This is a genomic window from Serpentinimonas raichei (genome assembly GCF_000828895.1).
GTDB lineage: Bacteria > Pseudomonadota > Gammaproteobacteria > Burkholderiales > Burkholderiaceae_C > Serpentinimonas > Serpentinimonas raichei.
In genome coordinates, this window is record NZ_AP014568.1 from 47,974 (window position 1) to 63,457 (window position 15,484).

A 15,484-nucleotide genomic window follows, 5' to 3' on the forward strand; every position below is an offset into this window, starting at 1 on the left:
GTTTGAGGGGCGGCAGATCGGCACCCGCAGCGCGTGCGCCAAGAATCAGCTTAGCATGCTTGGGGCAAGGCCTCGACGGCGGCGCGCACCACGCTCTGCACGTTTGGGTTGGCGGCAAAGCAGCGGCGCAGGTAGCTGGCATGGTTGCCGTCGCGGGCGGCGGTGCGCTCGATTTCGTCCAGGGCCGGCTCGCAGCGCAGCTCTTGGGCGTGCGTTTGCAGCAGGCGCAGGGTGGCGAGCACGTCTTCGCGGATGCTGATCGGCTCGAGCTCGTGGGGTTTGACGATCACCCCGTCGAGCCCGAAGCGGCAGGCCTGAAAACGGTTGTAGGTATAGACCAGATAGTCGCTCTCCTGCGGCGCCGGTTCGGTGCGCATGAGCAGATGCCGACACAGCGCCTGCAAGTAGCCAGCCAGCGCGGCGGCGCGCTCCACCGTCAGCGGGGTGTCGCACACGCGCAATTCGATGGTGCCGTATTCGGGCTTGGGCCGAATGTCCCAGTAAAAATCCTTCATCGACTTGACCACGCCGGTGCGCTCCATGTGCGTGAAGTAGCTCTGGCTAAACTGCTCCCAGTTCAGAATGAAAGGGGCGCGGCCACTAAGCGGAAAGGCGAACACCGAGTTCAGGCGCGCCGAATCGAACAGCGTGTCCACCCCCTGAGAAAAAGGCGAGGAGGCCGACAAGGCGATGAAATGCGGCACGTAGCGATTCAGCGCGTGCAGCAGGTACAAGGCTTCGTCGGCCGAGGCGCAGCCGATGTGGATGTGCTGCCCGAACACGGTGAACTGCTTGGCCAAGTAACCATACAGAACCGACAACTGCTCGAAGCGCGGCTTGGCAAAGATGCGCTGCTCGAACCAGCGCTGAAAAGGGTGCGTGCCACCGCCAGCCAAAGCGATGTTGAGCCGGTCGCAACCCTGCAGCAGGGTGTCGCGCATCTGGCGCAATTGGCCCAGCAAGGGCCCGTATTCGGTGTGCACCGATGTCGCGACCTCGACCATGCTTTGCGTCATCTCGGGCGTGAGGGTGCCGGGAAAGGGTTTGCGCGCCAGCAGGTGCAGCAGGTCGTCGGCGCTGCTGGAGAGGTCGTAGTCGAAGGTGTTGACCAGTTGCAGTTCCAGCTCCACCCCCATGCTGAGTGAGGCCGATTGCCCAAAGGCTTCAAGCGCCATGGTTGTCCTTTCTGGCGATGGCAGCGGGCGCACGCGCCGGGTGGGTGAAGTCGGTTTCACGCGCTGCCACCAGGCTCCATTGCGCCACCCAGGGGCCAAACAGGCCTTGCAGCACCGTCAGCGCCGCCATGGCGGCGAAGGCCGCAGAGGCGGGCTCGAAACCGTACAGGCGCGTCTGCTCCAGCAGCAGCACGATGAAGGGCGACATCGGCGTCAGCGCCAGCCCGCACCACAGGCCCTTGCGCCAACTGATGCCGCTCCAGTGCGCCAGCAACAGATTGCTCAGGGTTTTGGTCAGCAGGCGCAAGCCCAGCAGCACGGCGGCGATGGCCAGCGAGGTCCAGACGTCGGGCCAGTGGATGAGGGTGCCCACATAGACGAACAGAAACACCATCAGCAGTTCGCCGATCGAGCCAAAACCGCGTTGCGCCGTGCTGAGCTGGACCCGGCACTCGCGCGCGGCGATGCCAAACACCAGCGCCACCAGGATCGGCGACAACATCAGGCCGTAGGCGAGCGTGGTCAGCAGCAGAACGGTGAGGGAAAACACCACCGTCACGCTCTGGCTGTGCATGGCGAAATGGCGCAGCAGCCAAGGGATGGCCACCCCGGCGGCCGCGCCCAGCGCCGCCGACAGCCCCAAGGCATAGATGCTGCCAAAGGCCGCCGCCGTCCAATCGCCGCTGGCGCGCAAGTGCCACATGCCCAGCACCAGCTTGACCAAGAACACCGCCACCAGGCAGTTGATGGCGCACAGGTGCATGACGCGCTCGGTCACCGGGCCAGAGCTGCGCGTGTCGGCGGCCACGCGCACCAGCACGGCCGGCGAGACCGATACCGCCAGCGCCGCCAGAATCAGGCGCACCTCCAGGCTGAGCCCGAACCAGCCGCTGGCCCAAAAGGCTGCGCCGAAGGTCAGGGCCGATTCGAATAAGCCCAGCACCAGCACCCAAGGGTTGTGGCGGAACCAGCGCAGATTGATGCGGTAGCCGAGCTCGAACAGCACGATCGCCAAGGCCAAGTTGGCCAGAAACGACAGGCCAAAAGTGGCGGCGCCCATGCCAAACCAATCGGCCCACCCAACCAGCAGGCCGAGCGCGAAGTAACTGGTCACGCGCGGCACCCGCCACAGCGCAAACAGCCGCTCACCCAGAAACCAAGCCAGCAACAGCGTCAGCGGCCAAGCGCTGGAATGCAGTATTTGATAGATATCAATCGTCAAAACCAGATCCTGTATGCGGTCGTTCCAGTCTAGCAGACCGATGCGCATCCATCAAGCGGCTGGGTCTGGAGGGGCAAAGCGCTGTTTTAACTCGGGCAGGCCCAAGGTGTGCAGCAGCTCCAGCAGGCGCTGGCGTGCACGCGGCTGCGGCGTGCCGACCTTGCGCGCCAAGATCAGCTCGTTTTTCATCGAGTGCTCCCAGCCCACCAGCTCGGTCACGGTGACGGCGTAGCCGTGCGCCTCCAGTTGCAGGCAGCGCAGCACGTTGGTGATGTGGCTGCCAAACTCGCGCGTGTGCAGCGGGCGCTGCCAGAGCGCCGAAAGGGGCGTATGCGCCCAGCGGCTCCCCGCTTGCTCTGGCGCCTGCTCCCCTGGCGGCTGTGCCGCTTGCAGAGATTTGTGGCGGCGCAGCGCGGCAGCCACCTCGGCCTGGCAGCACGGCACCAGCACCAGGTGCTGCGCCTGGCGCGCCAGCGCGAAGGCGATGGCGTCGTCGGTGGCGGTGTCGCAGGCGTGCAGCGCCGTCACCAAGTCGGGCCGCAGCGCCAGCGCGGGGTGCTCGTGCGCCTGCTGCACCGTGGCGGCCAGAAATTCCATGCGCACAAAACCCAGCCGCTGCGCCAGCGCTTGGGCGCGCTGCACCAGTTCGGCACGGGCCTCGATGCCGATCACCCGGCCCGCGCTGCGCCCCTGCAAGAAGCGGTCGTAGAGCATGAAGCCCAAGTAGGACTTGCCCGCGCCGTGGTCCACCAGCGTCACGTCGCCGCGCTGCTGCAGCGCCTGTTGCAGCAGCGGCTCGATGAACTGCAGCAGGTGATTGATCTGCTTGAGCTTGCGCCGGCTGTCTTGGTTGAGGCGGCCCTCGCGCGTGAGGATGTGCAGCTCCTGCAGCAGCGCAAGCGACTGGCCGGGGTGCAGCTCCAGGTCGGCGGCGCTGTTGGGTGGGGATTTGGCGGCCACCTTCAAGCTTACCGACCCAGCTCGCGCCGCGCCGCCACCGCCTCCGCCAGGCCTTGCAGCAACTGCTGCGAATCGTCCCAGGCGATGCAGGCGTCGGTGATGCTCTGGCCGTATTCGAGCGCCTGCGCCGAGTCTTTGCCGGGGGTGAATTTTTGCGCCCCGGCCTTGAGGTGGCTCTCGACCATGACGCCCATGATGCTGCGCGAGCCAGCCGCGATCTGGCCCCCGATGTCGGCCGCCACCGCGATCTGGCGCTGGTGTTGCTTGCTGCTGTTGGCGTGGCTGCAATCCACCATCAGGCGCGCCGGGATCTGCGCCGCTTGCAATTCGGCGCTGGCGGCGGCCACGCTGGCGGCGTCGTAGTTGGGGGTTTTGCCGCCGCGCAGAATCAGGTGGCAGTCCGGGTTGCCCTTGGTCTGCACGATCGCCACCTGGCCGTTTTTGTGCACCGACAAAAAGTGGTGTCCGCGCGCCGCCGCCAAAATCGCGTCGCTCGCAATGCGGATGTTGCCATCGGTGCCGTTCTTGAAGCCGATCGGCGCACTCAGGCCCGAGGCCAGCTCGCGGTGCACCTGGCTCTCGGTGGTGCGCGCGCCAATGGCACCCCAACTGATCAGGTCGCCGATGTACTGCGGGCTGATCACATCCAAGAACTCGCTGCCTGCGGGCAGGCCGAGCCGGTTGATCTCGATCAGCAACTGGCGCGCAATGCGCAGCCCCTCGTCGATGCGAAAGCTGCCGTCGAGGTAGGGGTCGTTGATCAGGCCCTTCCAGCCCACGGTGGTGCGCGGTTTTTCGAAATACACCCGCATCACGATTTCTAGTGTGTCGCGGTGCTGCTCGCGCAGCGGCTGTAGGCGGCGCGCGTAGTCGAGCGCAGCGGCCGGGTCGTGGATCGAACACGGCCCGATCACCACCAGCAGCCGGTCGTCCTGCCCTTGCAGGATGCGGTGGATGTTGCGCCGGGTCTGGCCGATGAGTTGCTCCACCGCCGTGCCCCGGATCGGGAAAAAGCGGATCAGGTGTTCGGGGGGCGGCAGCACGGTGATGTCCTCGATGCGTTGGTCGTCGGTCTGACTGGTGCGGTCGATCGGGTGCGTGTGCCAGTAGTCGGCGGGGGCGGCGGCGTTGCTCATAGTCAAACTCCACAAGGGTTGGGCTGGGTACGAAAGGGGCGGGCTGGGCTTGGGATCGAGGCTTGCTTGCGGCACGGGCAAAAAAAAACCGCCGGAGGGTTCCGACGGTTCTTTGGGCGCCTGCGGCCTGCTTTAGGGGGCCACACTCATCGCTCTCTGCCGTCGGGTGACGCGTGAGAACCAAAAGCGGGCAAAATAAAAGCAGGCTGCTTGCATGGGCGACAATGTAGCACATTTGCAGCCAGCGCGGACTGCCGCAGCCCAAAACCAACTCCGGCCCCGCTGCCCCCACCCTGAGCCGCCACGCGCGGGCCCTAAAAGCGGGTAGAGTGTCAACCCTAATGAGACCGAGCCCCCCAGACACGGCCGCCGCGCCCATGACCGCCTCCGGCTCCGGCTCCAACCCACACGCCCCTGACGGGGCAAACCCAGCGGCGGCAACGGCCCACGCGGCCGGGCCGCCAGCACCCGGCCCCGAACGCCAAGCCGACTGGTCGGCCCTGCGCCGCCTGCTGCCCTATCTGTGGCAGTACCGCTGGCGCGTGGCGGCGGCGCTGGCCTTCATGGTGGCGGCCAAGCTGGCCACGGTCTCGGTGCCGCTGCTGCTCCGGGAGCTGGTGGACACCCTGGCCCCGCCCGGCGGCCCCAACCGCCTCGGTCTGCCCGAAGCCGGGGTGGCGCTGGTGGTGCTGCCGCTGGGGCTGCTGCTGGCCTACGGCGCGCTGCGTTTTTGCACCGCGCTCTTTACCGAGCTGCGCGAGCTCGTGTTTGCCAAGGCGACTGAAGGGGCCACGCGCGCCATCGCCTTGCAGGTGTTTGGCCATCTGCACGAGCTGAGCCTGCGCTTTCACTTGCAGCGCCAGACCGGCGGCCTGACGCGCGACATCGAGCGCGGCGTGCGCGGCGTGCAGTCGCTCATCTCCTACCTGCTCTACAGCATCGTGCCCACGATCCTGGAAGTCACGCTGGTGCTGCTCCTGCTGGGTTTGAAGTTCGACCTCTGGTTCGTCTGGATCACGCTGGCGGCGCTGGTGCTGTACGTGTTTTTCACGGTGCGCGTGACCCAGTGGCGCATGGAGCTGCGCCGCCACATGAACGAGGCCGAATCGCTCAGCCAGAGCCGCGCCATCGACTCGCTGCTCAATTACGAGACCGTCAAATACTTTGGCAACGAAGCCTACGAGGCGCAGCGCTACGACCAGGCGCTGGAGGGGCTGCGCCACGCGCGCCTGCGCACCCAATCCACCCTGTCGCTGCTCAACGCTGGGCAGCAGCTCATCATCGCGGTGGCGCTGGTGGCCATGCTGTGGCGCGCCACCGAAGGCTTGCTGGCTGGGCGCATGACGCTGGGTGACTTGGTGATGATCAACGCCTTCATGATCCAGCTCTACATCCCGCTCAATTTTCTGGGCGTGCTGTACCGCGAAATCCGCCAGGGCCTGATTGATTTGGAGCGCCTGTTCGAGCTGCTCGACAGCCAGCGCGAGATCGCCGACCGGCCCGACGCAGTCGAGCTGCGGCTGGCGCGCGCGCCCGAAATCCGCTTCGAGGACGTGCATTTTGGCTACGAGCCCGAGCGCGAGATTTTGCGCGGCCTGAGCTTTACCATCCCGGCCGGGCAGACGGTGGCGGTGGTGGGGCCTTCGGGGGCCGGCAAATCGACGTTGGCGCGGCTGCTGTTCCGCTTTTACGAGGTGGGGCAGCCGGGCCGGGCTGCGGCGGATGGCACGCCAGCGGCGGGTGGGCGCATCAGCCTCGACGGGCAAGACCTGCGCAGCTTTACCCAAGCCAGCCTGCGCCGCGCCATCGGCATCGTGCCGCAAGACACGGTGCTGTTCAACGACAGCATCGAATACAACATCCGCTACGGCCGCCCCGATGCCGGGCCCGAGGCGGCGCGGCAGGCCGCGCAAGCGGCGCACATCCACGATTTCATCACCGCGCTGCCGCAGGGCTACCAGACCCGGGTTGGCGAGCGCGGCCTCAAGCTCTCGGGCGGCGAGAAGCAGCGCGTGGCCATCGCCCGCACCCTGCTCAAAGACCCGCCGATCCTGATTTTCGACGAAGCCACCTCGGCGCTGGACTCGGCCAACGAGCGCGCCATCCAGGCCGAACTGCGCAGCGTGGCGCGCAACAAAACCACGCTGGTGATCGCGCACCGGCTCTCGACCGTGGTCGATGCGCACCAGATTCTGGTGCTGGACCAGGGCCGCATTGTCGAACGCGGCCGCCACGCCGAGTTGCTGGCGGCGGGTGGCCGCTACGCGCAGATGTGGGCGCTGCAGCACAATGGGGCTGGTGCGAGCAACCCCGCAGACCCGCATCCGCCCCCGCACGAGCCCGGAGACGAGCATGGACACCAAATGGCTTGAAGACTTCGTCAGCCTGGCCGAGACGCGCAGCTTCAGCCGCTCGGCCCAGTTGCGCCACGTCACGCAGCCGGCTTTTTCGCGCCGCATCCAGTCGCTCGAAGCCTGGGCCGGCACCGACCTAGTGGACCGCAGCGCCTACCCCACGCGCCTGACCGCCGCCGGCCAGACCCTGTACGAGCAGGCACTCGAATCGCTGCAACAACTGCATGCCACCCGCGCCCTGCTGCGCGGCCACGGCCCGGCCGAACCCGACACGCTCGACCTGGCGGTGCCGCACACGCTGGCCTTCACCTTTTTTCCGCTTTGGCTCTCGGGGCTGCGCAGCAGCCTAGGGCCGATCAAAAGCCGCCTGCACGCCTCCAACGTCCACGACGCCGTGCTGCGGCTGCAAGAGGGGCACTGCGACCTGCTCATGACCTACCACCACCCGGCGCACCCGATCGCGCTCGACGCGGCGCGTTTCGAGTGGCTGGCGCTGGGGCAAGAAGTGCTGATCCCGTGCGCGCGCGCCGACGCCACCGGTCAGCCGCTGCACCGCCTCGACGCCGCCGCCACACAGCCGGTGCCCTTTCTGGCCTACGCCAGCGGGGCCTACCTGCGCCGCGTGGTGGACTGGACCCTGCGCCAGGTGGAGCCGCCGATGCGCCTGCAGCCGATCTTCGAGACCGATATGTCGGAAAGCCTCAAGGCCATGGCCATCGAAGGCCACGGCGCCGCCTTCCTGCCACGACGCGCGGTCGGGCGCGCGCTGCGCGATGGTCGGCTGGTGCCGGCCCATGGGGGCGACGAAACGCTCTGCGCCACGCTCGAGATACGGCTCTACCGCGAGCGCCCGAGCGCGGGCACGGGGGCCGCATCGGGGACGCTCAAGGGCAAGGCGCTGGCGCGCCAGGTCTGGGAGCGGGTGGCGCAGCAGTGTGCCAGTGCCGCATGAGTGCGACAATCTCGGCACCATGAGCGACATCCCACACACCCTCACGATCACCCGCCCCGACGACTGGCACCTGCACCTGCGCGACGGCAGCGCCCTGCAAGCCGTGCTCGGGCATTCGGCGGCGCAATTTGCGCGCGCCATGATCATGCCCAACCTGAATCCGCCGGTGCGCACGCTCGACGACGCCAGCGCCTACCGCGAGCGCATTCTGGCCGCGCTGCCGCCGGGGTCGGATTTCCAGCCCTTGATGACGCTCTACCTCACCGACCACACCACGCCCGAGGAAATCGTGCGCGCCCAGGCCAGCGGCATCGTGCATGGGGTGGGCGAAGCCTTTTTGGCCGGTGCCACCACCAACTCGGCCTACGGGGTGAGCGACTTCGAGCGCTGCCACGAAGTCTTTGCCGCGATGCAGGAAGTCGGCCTGCCGCTGCTGCTGCACGGCGAGGTGACAGACCCGGCGGTGGATGTCTACGACCGTGAGCGCGTATTCATCGACCGGCACCTGGCCCCCATGGTCGCGCGCTACCCGCGCCTGAAAGTGGTGCTGGAGCACATCACCACGCGCGAGGCGGTTGAGTTCGTCAGCGCCGCGCCGGCCCAAGTGGCCGCCACCATCACCGCGCACCACCTGCTCTACAACCGCAACGCGCTCTTCACCGGCGGCTTGCGGCCACACTACTACTGCCTGCCGGTGCTCAAGCGCGAGCTGCACCGGCAAGCGCTGCTGCAGGCTGCCACCAGCGGCAACCCCAAATTCTTCCTCGGCACCGACAGCGCCCCGCACGCCGTGCTGCTCAAAGAGCACGCCAGCGGCTGCGCCGGTTGCTACACCGCCCACGCCGCGCTCGAGCTCTACGCCGAAGCCTTCGAGGCTGCCGGTGCGCTCGACAAATTGGAAGGTTTTGCCAGCTTTTACGGCCCAGACTTTTACAGCCTGCCGCGCAACCCCGGCCGCGTGACGCTGCAGCGCCAGAGCTGGACCGTGCCCGAGCGCTACCCCTTCGGGCAGGCCGACCTCAAGCCCTTGCGCGCTGGCGAGGCGCTGGGCTGGCGCATGGTCTAGGGCCAGACAGCGGATCGGATCGGCATGCTTAAGAAAAAAACAAATCTATGCTGTTTGATTTTTGAATTTACCTGAACTCACTGCCGGGTTACGCTGCGGTTTTACTTAACTGCAGCCGCACCTATCATGCAAAATCTGCTGGACCCGGCCATCCTGTTTTTTGTATTTGGCGTTTTTGTGGGGCTGGTGCGTTCCAACCTCGAAATCCCGCCGGCCATTTCCAAATTCCTCTCGCTCTATCTGCTGATGGCGATCGGGCTCAAGGGGGGCTTCGCCATGGCGGCCACGGGATTGACCTATGCCACCGCTGCGGCGCTGGGGGCGGCGGTGTTGATGGCCTTTCTGGTGCCCACGCTGGGCTACGCGCTGCTCAAAAACCGCGTCTCGCGCTTCGACGCCGCTGCCGTAGCGGCCTCTTACGGCTCGGTGAGCGCGGTCACCTTCGTGGCCGGCACCCAGTACCTCAAAAGCATTGGGATCGACTTTGGCGGCCACATGATGGTGGCGCTGGTGATCATGGAGTCGCCCGCCATCATCATGGCGGTGCTGCTGGCCAGCGCGGCGCGCCATGCCACGGCGCAACAGAGCGGCGCCATGGCGGGTGGCGGGCAGCGTGTTTCCGCCGCCGGTGTGCCGCCGCTGGGCAAAATCCTGCACGAATCCTTCACCGACGGCGCGCACCTGCTGTTGCTCGGTTCGCTGGCGATCGGCTTCTTGAGCGGCAGCGCCGGCGAGGCGATGATGAAGCCTTTCTCGGGCGACCTGTTCAAAGGCATGCTGGCCTTCTTCCTGCTCGACATGGGGCTGATGGTGGCACGCAACTTCCAGCAAGCGCGCAAGGCCCCGTTGGTGCTGATCGGCTACGCCAGCTTGGGGCCGGTGGCACACGCCAGCATCGCGCTCGGGTTGGCGTGGGTGCTCGGGCTGGGCTTGGGCGACACGGTCATGCTCATGATCCTATCGGCCAGTGCCTCCTACATCGTGGTGCCCGCGGTGTTGCGCTACGCCATCCCGGAGGCCAACCCGGCGCTCTACTTCGGCCTGAGCCTAGGCATCACCTTCCCGATCAACATCCTGATCGGCATCCCGCTCTACACCTTCATGGCGCAGCAGGTGATGGGCTGAGGGAGGGGCTGAGGGGATCAGCCGCACACCCCCACGTGCCCGCAGGCGGTGCAGTAGTCGCAGCCGTCGCGGCGGATCATGGCGTGGGCGCCGCACTCGGGGCATTTTTTGCCGGCCATCAGGCCCGGGCCAAGCACCGCAGCGGGAGCGGCCGTCGGGGCCGATTCCGGCTCGGGCAGGCCCAGGCTGAGCTGATCGGCGCTGAGGGCGCGTTGGGCGCGCAGCGCCAGAATGTTCTGGATCGCGTAGGCGATCGCCGCCACTTCCGAGTCGTGCCACAGCGGCACCTGGGTGCCGTCTTCCTTGACTTTGTGGCCGTGGCGCACCGGGCCACGGTCCCAAGCCACTTTGCGCATGTCGCTCAGGGCCCGCTCTAGGAAGCCGCCACGCGCCGCCAGCGACAGCAGCCGCATGCTGGCCGTGATCCACTGCTGCGATTCGCCGTATTGGCCCACCGGCATGAAGAACTCGATGGCGCGCTCCACATGGCCGGGGCCGTCGGGCCGGGGCAGCGGCAAAAAGGAGACGATCAGGTACACCCGCTTGTGGCCCTCGTGGGTCCAGTATTCGATTTTTTCAGCCACCGCGTCGAGCGCGCCTTTGGGGCGGCTCTCGATCACGCTGCGCATCGGGTCCGGGGCCGAGCCATTGCCGCTCGAAGCCGGGGCTGCGCTGGACGCTGCAGGGGCCGCTGCTTCTGGCATGGTTTCCAGCACCGCGCCCAGGATGCTGTTGGGCCGGTAGGTGGCCAGCCCCTTGAGGCCGGCGCGCCAAGCTTGCAGGTACAGGTCTTTGAAGTCGGCGTAGGGGTAATCGGCCGCCACGTTGACGGTTTTGGAAATCGCGGTGTCCACGTAGGGCTGCACCGCCTCCATCATGGCGATGTGGTCTTGGGCGCTCATTTCGAGCGCGCTGACGAAATAATCGGGCAGATTGCCGACGTCGTGGCCCAAGGCGCGGTACAGCCGCCAGGCGTGGTCTTGCACCTCGTACTGGCTGCGGCTGCCGTCGGCCTCGCGTTTTTTGCGCAGATAGGTCCAAGAAAAAGCCGGTTCGATGCCGTTGGAGGCGTTGTCGGCAAAGGCCAGGCTCACGGTGCCGGTGGGCGCGATCGACAGCAAGTGGCTGTTGCGGATGCCGTGGGCGCGGATGCTGGCCTGCAACTCGGGTGGCAGGCGGCTGGCGAAGGTGCCGGCCTCTAGGTAGCTGGCGGCGTCAAAGAGCGGAAAGGCACCTTTTTCGCGCGCCAGCTCGACCGAGGCGCGGTAGGCGGCGTCGCGCATGGTTTCGGCGATGCGTCGCGCCATTTCGCGCCCGGCGGCGCTGTCGTAACGCAGGCCGAGCAGCACCAGCGTGTCGCCTAGGCCGGTAAAACCCACGCCGATGCGCCGCTTGGCCTGCGACTCGCGGTGCTGCTGCGGCAGCGGCCAGTGGGTGAGTTCGAGCACGTTGTCGAGCGCGCGCACCTGCAGCGCCACGCTGTCGGCAAAGGCGGCGAAGTCGAACGCCGCCGCGCCGCCGTGGTTGAAGGGGTGGTGCACGAAGCGCGGCAGGATCACCGGCCCGAGGTCGCAGCAGCCGTAGGGCGGCAGCGGTTGTTCGCCACAGGGGTTGGTGGCGCAAATGGTTTCGAGCGCGCGCAGGTTGTTGTCGCGCTGGATTTGGTCCAGGAACAAAATGCCGGGTTCGGCAAAGTCGTAGGCCGAGCGCATGATGGCGTCCCACAGCGTGCGTGCGCGCGGGCGCTGATAGACCCACTGCCCGTCGGCGCGCTGCTTCGCCCCGGCGGCGATGTGCTCGGCGCCGGGGTGCGCCGGGTGCACCAGCTCCCACTCGCGGTCGTGCTGCACGGCATCGATGAAGGCGTCGCTCACTGCCACCGAGACGTTGAAATTGTTCCAGCGCCCGGGGCTGCGCTTGGCGGTGATGAATTCGAGCACATCGGGGTGGTCGATGCGCAGCACCCCCATCTGGGCCCCCCGGCGCGCCCCGGCGCTCTCGACGGTGGCGCAGGACTGGTCGAAGACATTGATGTAGCTGCACGGCCCGCTGGCGGTGGATGCCGTGCCCTTGACGCGCGCGCCCTTGGGCCGGATGCGGGAAAAATCGTAGCCCACACCGCCACCGCGGCGCATGGTTTCGGCGGCTTCGCGCAGCGCCTCGTAGATGCCGGGAAAGCCGGCCTCGTCCATGCCTTGGATGCAGTCGCCCACCGGCTGCACGAAGCAGTTGATGAGGGTGGCCTGGATGCCGCTGCCGGCCGCGCTCATGATGCGCCCGGCCCCAATGGCCCCAGCGGCCAGGTTGCGCCTGAAGCGCGCTTCCCACTGGGCGCGCTGCTCCGGTGCTTCCACGCTGGCCAGCGCACGCGCCAGGCGGTCGAACAGATCATCGGCGCTGCGCTCCTCGCCCTTGAGGTATTTTTCGCGCAGCACGTCGAGGCTGATGGGTTGCGGTGGGAGGTCGATCAGGGCTTGGGTTGCAGACAGCTCGCGGGGGTGGTTCATGTTGGATTGAGTTCGCTCTGCCAAGCGGCTTTGGGGTCGATGGGTACGCCTTCGCGCACGCCTTCGATCAGCCAGCGCATGAGGTCCAGCACTGGGCGAATCTGGTCGCCAAAGGGCAGTGGACCGGCACCGCGGAAAAACAGGCCGCGCTGGCTGTCGCCCTCAAGCGCATGGCCGAGCTGTTGGTCGATGCAGAATTGTCCCATATCGGCCTTGCCGTCGCGCAGGCCGCAGTGGGCCAGGCAGTCGAAGCCCATATTGCAATAGCCTTTGGCGTGCGCCACCGCTTTGAGCTTGGGCTCGACGCGCAGGTATTTGGCCAGCCAGTGGTTGCGCACCCCGCGCGCGGGCAGGCCGGCCACGCTGATGAACTCGGCCAGATCGCCGGGCCGCGCCCGCGCCAGGACTTGCTTGAAGCTGAGCGCGGCATCGCACTCTTGGGTTACGGCAAAGGCGGTGCCCAGTTGCACCGCGTCCGCCCCCAGCCCTTGCAGGCGCAGGATGTCGGCGCGCTCATAGACGCCACCGGCAGCGATCAGGGGCAGGGCGCGCTCGATCCCGGCCGAGCGCAAAAAGGCGCGCACGGCGGGCAGCACCTGCTCGAAGTCGAAGCGCGTGTCGTTCAGGTCGGCTACCTTGGCCGCGCCCAGGTGCCCACCGGCCCAGCGCGGGTGCTCGATCACGATGGCGTCGGGCAGGCGGCCTTTTTTCTCCCACTTGCGCACCAGCACCTGCACCCCGCGCGCGTCTGAGAGGATGGGAATGAGCGCGGTTTTGGGATGATCTTGCGCCAGCTCGGGCAAGTCCAGCGGCAGGCCAGCCCCCGCCACCAGCGCGTCGATGCCGCAGGCCAGCGCCTCGCGCACATGCGCCACGTAGGCGCTCAGGGCCTTCATCACGTTGAGGGCCAGCAGGCCGTGGCCTTGGGCGCGTGCGCGCGCCTGGCGGATTTCGCGCCGCAGCGCCTCTAGGTTGGCGGCGTCGATGAGGGCGCGCGACTTTGGGTCTTTCACGTCCAGGTGCTCGGTCTGCTCCATCAGGTCTGGGTGGTGGCGGCGCAGATCGACCGAGGACAGGGTGCCCACCGCCCCGAGCGCGGCCACACTGCCAGCCAAGCCCGAGGCCGACACCCCCACCCCCATGCCGCCTTGCACCACCGGCAACAGGGTGCGGCCAGCCAAGCGCAAAGGTTGCAGACCGCTTTCGGCGAGCCAGCTCGAAACGGAGGGGATGTGATTGAGTAGGCTCATCGGGAAACTCCGGGCCGCATGGTAGGAAGGCAGATAGCAAGGCGCTGCCGAGTCGCCTGCACGCTTTGCGTTGCCCCCATGTTACTGCACCCACGGCGTGGCCGCGGCTTCGTGCAGGCTCATGTTGCCCAAGATGGCCGGCTCTGCGAGCGCCCGTCAGCGCACGGTTCCTTGGGCAGTTTGAAGTAGCTCAGCACGGTTTCTCGGCACCGCGACGCCAGTAGTACCAGTAGTTCAGCGCGATACCGACGGCGTACAGGCCGGCAAAGAACCACAGCGCTGCGTTGGGGCTGCCGGTTATTGCGAACGAGTGGCCGAAGATGATCGGCACGAAAAATCCCAGCAGCAGCACCGACGCTGCGGCTGCGAAGCCCAACACCGGGCCACCTTGTTTGGGGTCAAAGCTCATGACGATCTGCTTGAACACGCTGGCGTTGCCGATACCCGCGCCAAGGAAAATGCCAAGCAGCAAGATGAAAAACAGCGTGAACTGATCACCCGAGGTCGGTGCGGTCAGGAAGGTAAGCCCAATGGCCGAGCTGCCCATCATCAGGAACACCAGCATCGTCATGTTTGATCCGCCCAACTTGTCGGACAGGACGCCGCCGATCGACCGGGCCAGTGCGCCCACCAGCGGGCCGATCCAGGCATAGGCCAGCGGGTCGGGGGCGTTGGGCAGTTGGCCGAATACCTCACTGATCAGCAACGGGGTCGAGGCAGCAAAGCCGGAGAAGGTGCCGAACGTGAAGGTGTAGAGGAGGGTCTGAATCCAGGTGTGTTTGAGCTTGACGATTTGGAACTGTTCCACGAAGGAGCCGCGCAAGGGGTGGTTCTTCATGCCAAAGAGCACCAGCACGGCTGTAATCAGCGTCGGGATCAGCCAGATATAGACTGCGTTTTGCGGGTACATCTGGATTTCGCGCACGGCTGCTTGGGTGTGCGGGTCGGTAACCTTAAAGACCAGCGCGTCGCCAGCAATCGCGCCGAATAGGCCGACGCTGACGGCCATGGGCACGAGGAACTGTGCGGTCGATACCCCCAAGTTGCCAAAGCCGACGGTGAAGCCCAGCGCGGTGCCGCCGATGCGCTTGGGGAACCACAGGCTGATGTTGGCCGCAGTGGACGACATCTGCCCGCCTGCGCACAAGCCGGCGACGCCGGACCAGAACAGCAGCGTCGCGAACGACGTGGTCGGATCCTGCACCGCATGACCGATGCCAAAGATCGGGATCAGCAGCGCCAGCGTGAAGATGAAGGTGGTCCACATGCCTCCGATCTTGAGCACCAGGAAGGTGTGCGGGAAGCGCGCCAGCGCACCCATCAGCAGCGCCATCGCTGGCAGCCAGAAGCGCTGGTCGACGGTGAGTTCAAAACCCAAGCCCGGCAGACGCACCACCAGCGCGCTCCAAGTAAACCAGACTGCGAAAGCCAAGTGCAACGCAAGAGCGGCGATGATCAGGGTGCGGATCGCTTGCCACTTGTGGCAGGCCCAAAAAACGGGGTCTTCAGGCCGCCACTCGGCGACGTCGGTCCATGCAGTCGGCTTCTGCGGGGCACCGGGTCGGTGGTTCATGCACTCTCCTGCTTGGTCTCGGGCTGGGTGCAGAGCCTGCGCATCCGCTTGCTGGCCACATGCTGCCGTGGGCGCTGCGGCTGCTGCGCTGGTATGGGCGTCCGCGCTTGGACGGGCGGCCGGGTTGAGCGGCCGTCCCATCCAAGCCCAAACGCCTTCAGCCA

At 66.7% G+C, this 15,484-nt stretch carries 11 protein-coding genes; 4 read left to right on the forward strand and 7 right to left on the reverse strand.

Features of this window, described 5'->3' with window-relative positions; translation table 11 throughout:
• Nucleotides 1-50: 50 nt before the first annotated feature.
• From SRAA_RS00270 to SRAA_RS00285, 4 genes are read right to left on the reverse strand one after another with little or no spacing between them, the layout of a single operon-like run.
• Nucleotides 51-1,175: a YbdK family carboxylate-amine ligase gene (locus tag SRAA_RS00270; RefSeq protein ID WP_045530195.1), complete on the reverse strand. Its 1,125-nt coding sequence runs from the start codon at nt 1,173-1,175 to the stop codon at nt 51-53.
• On the reverse strand, nt 1,165-2,397 hold the full coding sequence (locus SRAA_RS00275) for a cation:proton antiporter (protein WP_171820202.1): 1,233 nt from the start codon (nt 2,395-2,397) through the stop codon (nt 1,165-1,167). The genes SRAA_RS00270 and SRAA_RS00275 overlap by 11 nt, the downstream gene beginning before the upstream one ends.
• Nucleotides 2,398-2,448: 51 nt before the next feature.
• Nucleotides 2,449-3,363 (reverse strand): class I SAM-dependent methyltransferase, encoded by a 915-nt coding sequence (locus tag SRAA_RS00280; protein ID WP_082039815.1) that lies wholly within the window; start codon nt 3,361-3,363, stop codon nt 2,449-2,451.
• Nucleotides 3,364-3,365: 2 nt separating this feature from the next.
• A complete protein-coding gene (locus tag SRAA_RS00285) occupies nt 3,366-4,493 on the reverse strand; it encodes a 3-deoxy-7-phosphoheptulonate synthase (RefSeq protein ID WP_045530197.1) in 1,128 nt (375 codons plus the stop codon).
• A gap of 377 nt (nt 4,494-4,870) precedes the next feature.
• Between SRAA_RS00285 and SRAA_RS00290 the strand changes: the two genes are divergently transcribed.
• The 4 genes from SRAA_RS00290 (at nt 4,871) to SRAA_RS00305 (ending at nt 9,990) form a co-directional block, all read left to right on the forward strand.
• Entirely contained in the window at nt 4,871-6,865 is a 1,995-nt protein-coding gene (locus SRAA_RS00290) for an ABCB family ABC transporter ATP-binding protein/permease (RefSeq protein WP_045530199.1), read from the forward strand.
• Nucleotides 6,846-7,799 (forward strand): LysR substrate-binding domain-containing protein, encoded by a 954-nt coding sequence (locus SRAA_RS00295; RefSeq protein ID WP_045530201.1) that lies wholly within the window; start codon nt 6,846-6,848, stop codon nt 7,797-7,799. The genes SRAA_RS00290 and SRAA_RS00295 overlap by 20 nt, the downstream gene beginning before the upstream one ends.
• Before the next feature lie 19 nt (nt 7,800-7,818).
• Nucleotides 7,819-8,865 (forward strand): dihydroorotase, encoded by a 1,047-nt coding sequence (gene pyrC / locus SRAA_RS00300; RefSeq protein WP_045530203.1) that lies wholly within the window; start codon nt 7,819-7,821, stop codon nt 8,863-8,865.
• Between the two features lie 126 nt (nt 8,866-8,991).
• A complete protein-coding gene (locus SRAA_RS00305; RefSeq protein WP_045530205.1) occupies nt 8,992-9,990 on the forward strand; it encodes a sodium-dependent bicarbonate transport family permease in 999 nt (332 codons plus the stop codon).
• Between the two features lie 17 nt (nt 9,991-10,007).
• Here SRAA_RS00305 and SRAA_RS00310 read toward each other — a convergent pair whose 3' ends face one another.
• The 3 genes from SRAA_RS00310 to SRAA_RS00320 all read right to left on the reverse strand — a co-directional run bounded on the left by SRAA_RS00310 (nt 10,008) and on the right by SRAA_RS00320 (nt 15,461).
• Nucleotides 10,008-12,497: an adenosylcobalamin-dependent ribonucleoside-diphosphate reductase gene (locus SRAA_RS00310; RefSeq protein ID WP_045530207.1), complete on the reverse strand. Its 2,490-nt coding sequence runs from the start codon at nt 12,495-12,497 to the stop codon at nt 10,008-10,010.
• On the reverse strand, nt 12,494-13,747 hold the full coding sequence (locus SRAA_RS00315; RefSeq protein ID WP_045530212.1) for an NAD(P)H-dependent flavin oxidoreductase: 1,254 nt from the start codon (nt 13,745-13,747) through the stop codon (nt 12,494-12,496). Before SRAA_RS00315 ends, SRAA_RS00310 begins: the two co-directional genes overlap by 4 nt.
• A gap of 190 nt (nt 13,748-13,937) precedes the next feature.
• Nucleotides 13,938-15,461 (reverse strand): MFS transporter, encoded by a 1,524-nt coding sequence (locus SRAA_RS00320; RefSeq protein ID WP_082039816.1) that lies wholly within the window; start codon nt 15,459-15,461, stop codon nt 13,938-13,940.
• Nucleotides 15,462-15,484 lie beyond the last annotated feature (23 nt).

Bases quoted from the DNA above. Each gene is read 5' to 3' on its own strand.
- SRAA_RS00270 (WP_045530195.1), bottom strand. From the start codon at position 1,175: ATGGCGCTTGAAGCCTTTGGGCAATCGGCCTCACTCAGCATGGGGGTG.
- SRAA_RS00285 (WP_045530197.1), bottom strand. From the start codon at position 4,493: ATGAGCAACGCCGCCGCCCCCGCCGACTACTGGCACACGCACCCGATC.
- SRAA_RS00290 (WP_045530199.1), top strand. From the start codon at position 4,871: ATGACCGCCTCCGGCTCCGGCTCCAACCCACACGCCCCTGACGGGGCA.
- SRAA_RS00295 (WP_045530201.1), top strand. From the start codon at position 6,846: ATGGACACCAAATGGCTTGAAGACTTCGTCAGCCTGGCCGAGACGCGC.
- pyrC (WP_045530203.1), top strand. From the start codon at position 7,819: ATGAGCGACATCCCACACACCCTCACGATCACCCGCCCCGACGACTGG.
- SRAA_RS00305 (WP_045530205.1), top strand. From the start codon at position 8,992: ATGCAAAATCTGCTGGACCCGGCCATCCTGTTTTTTGTATTTGGCGTT.
- SRAA_RS00310 (WP_045530207.1), bottom strand. From the start codon at position 12,497: ATGAACCACCCCCGCGAGCTGTCTGCAACCCAAGCCCTGATCGACCTC.
- SRAA_RS00315 (WP_045530212.1), bottom strand. From the start codon at position 13,747: ATGAGCCTACTCAATCACATCCCCTCCGTTTCGAGCTGGCTCGCCGAA.
- SRAA_RS00320 (WP_082039816.1), bottom strand. From the start codon at position 15,461: ATGGGACGGCCGCTCAACCCGGCCGCCCGTCCAAGCGCGGACGCCCAT.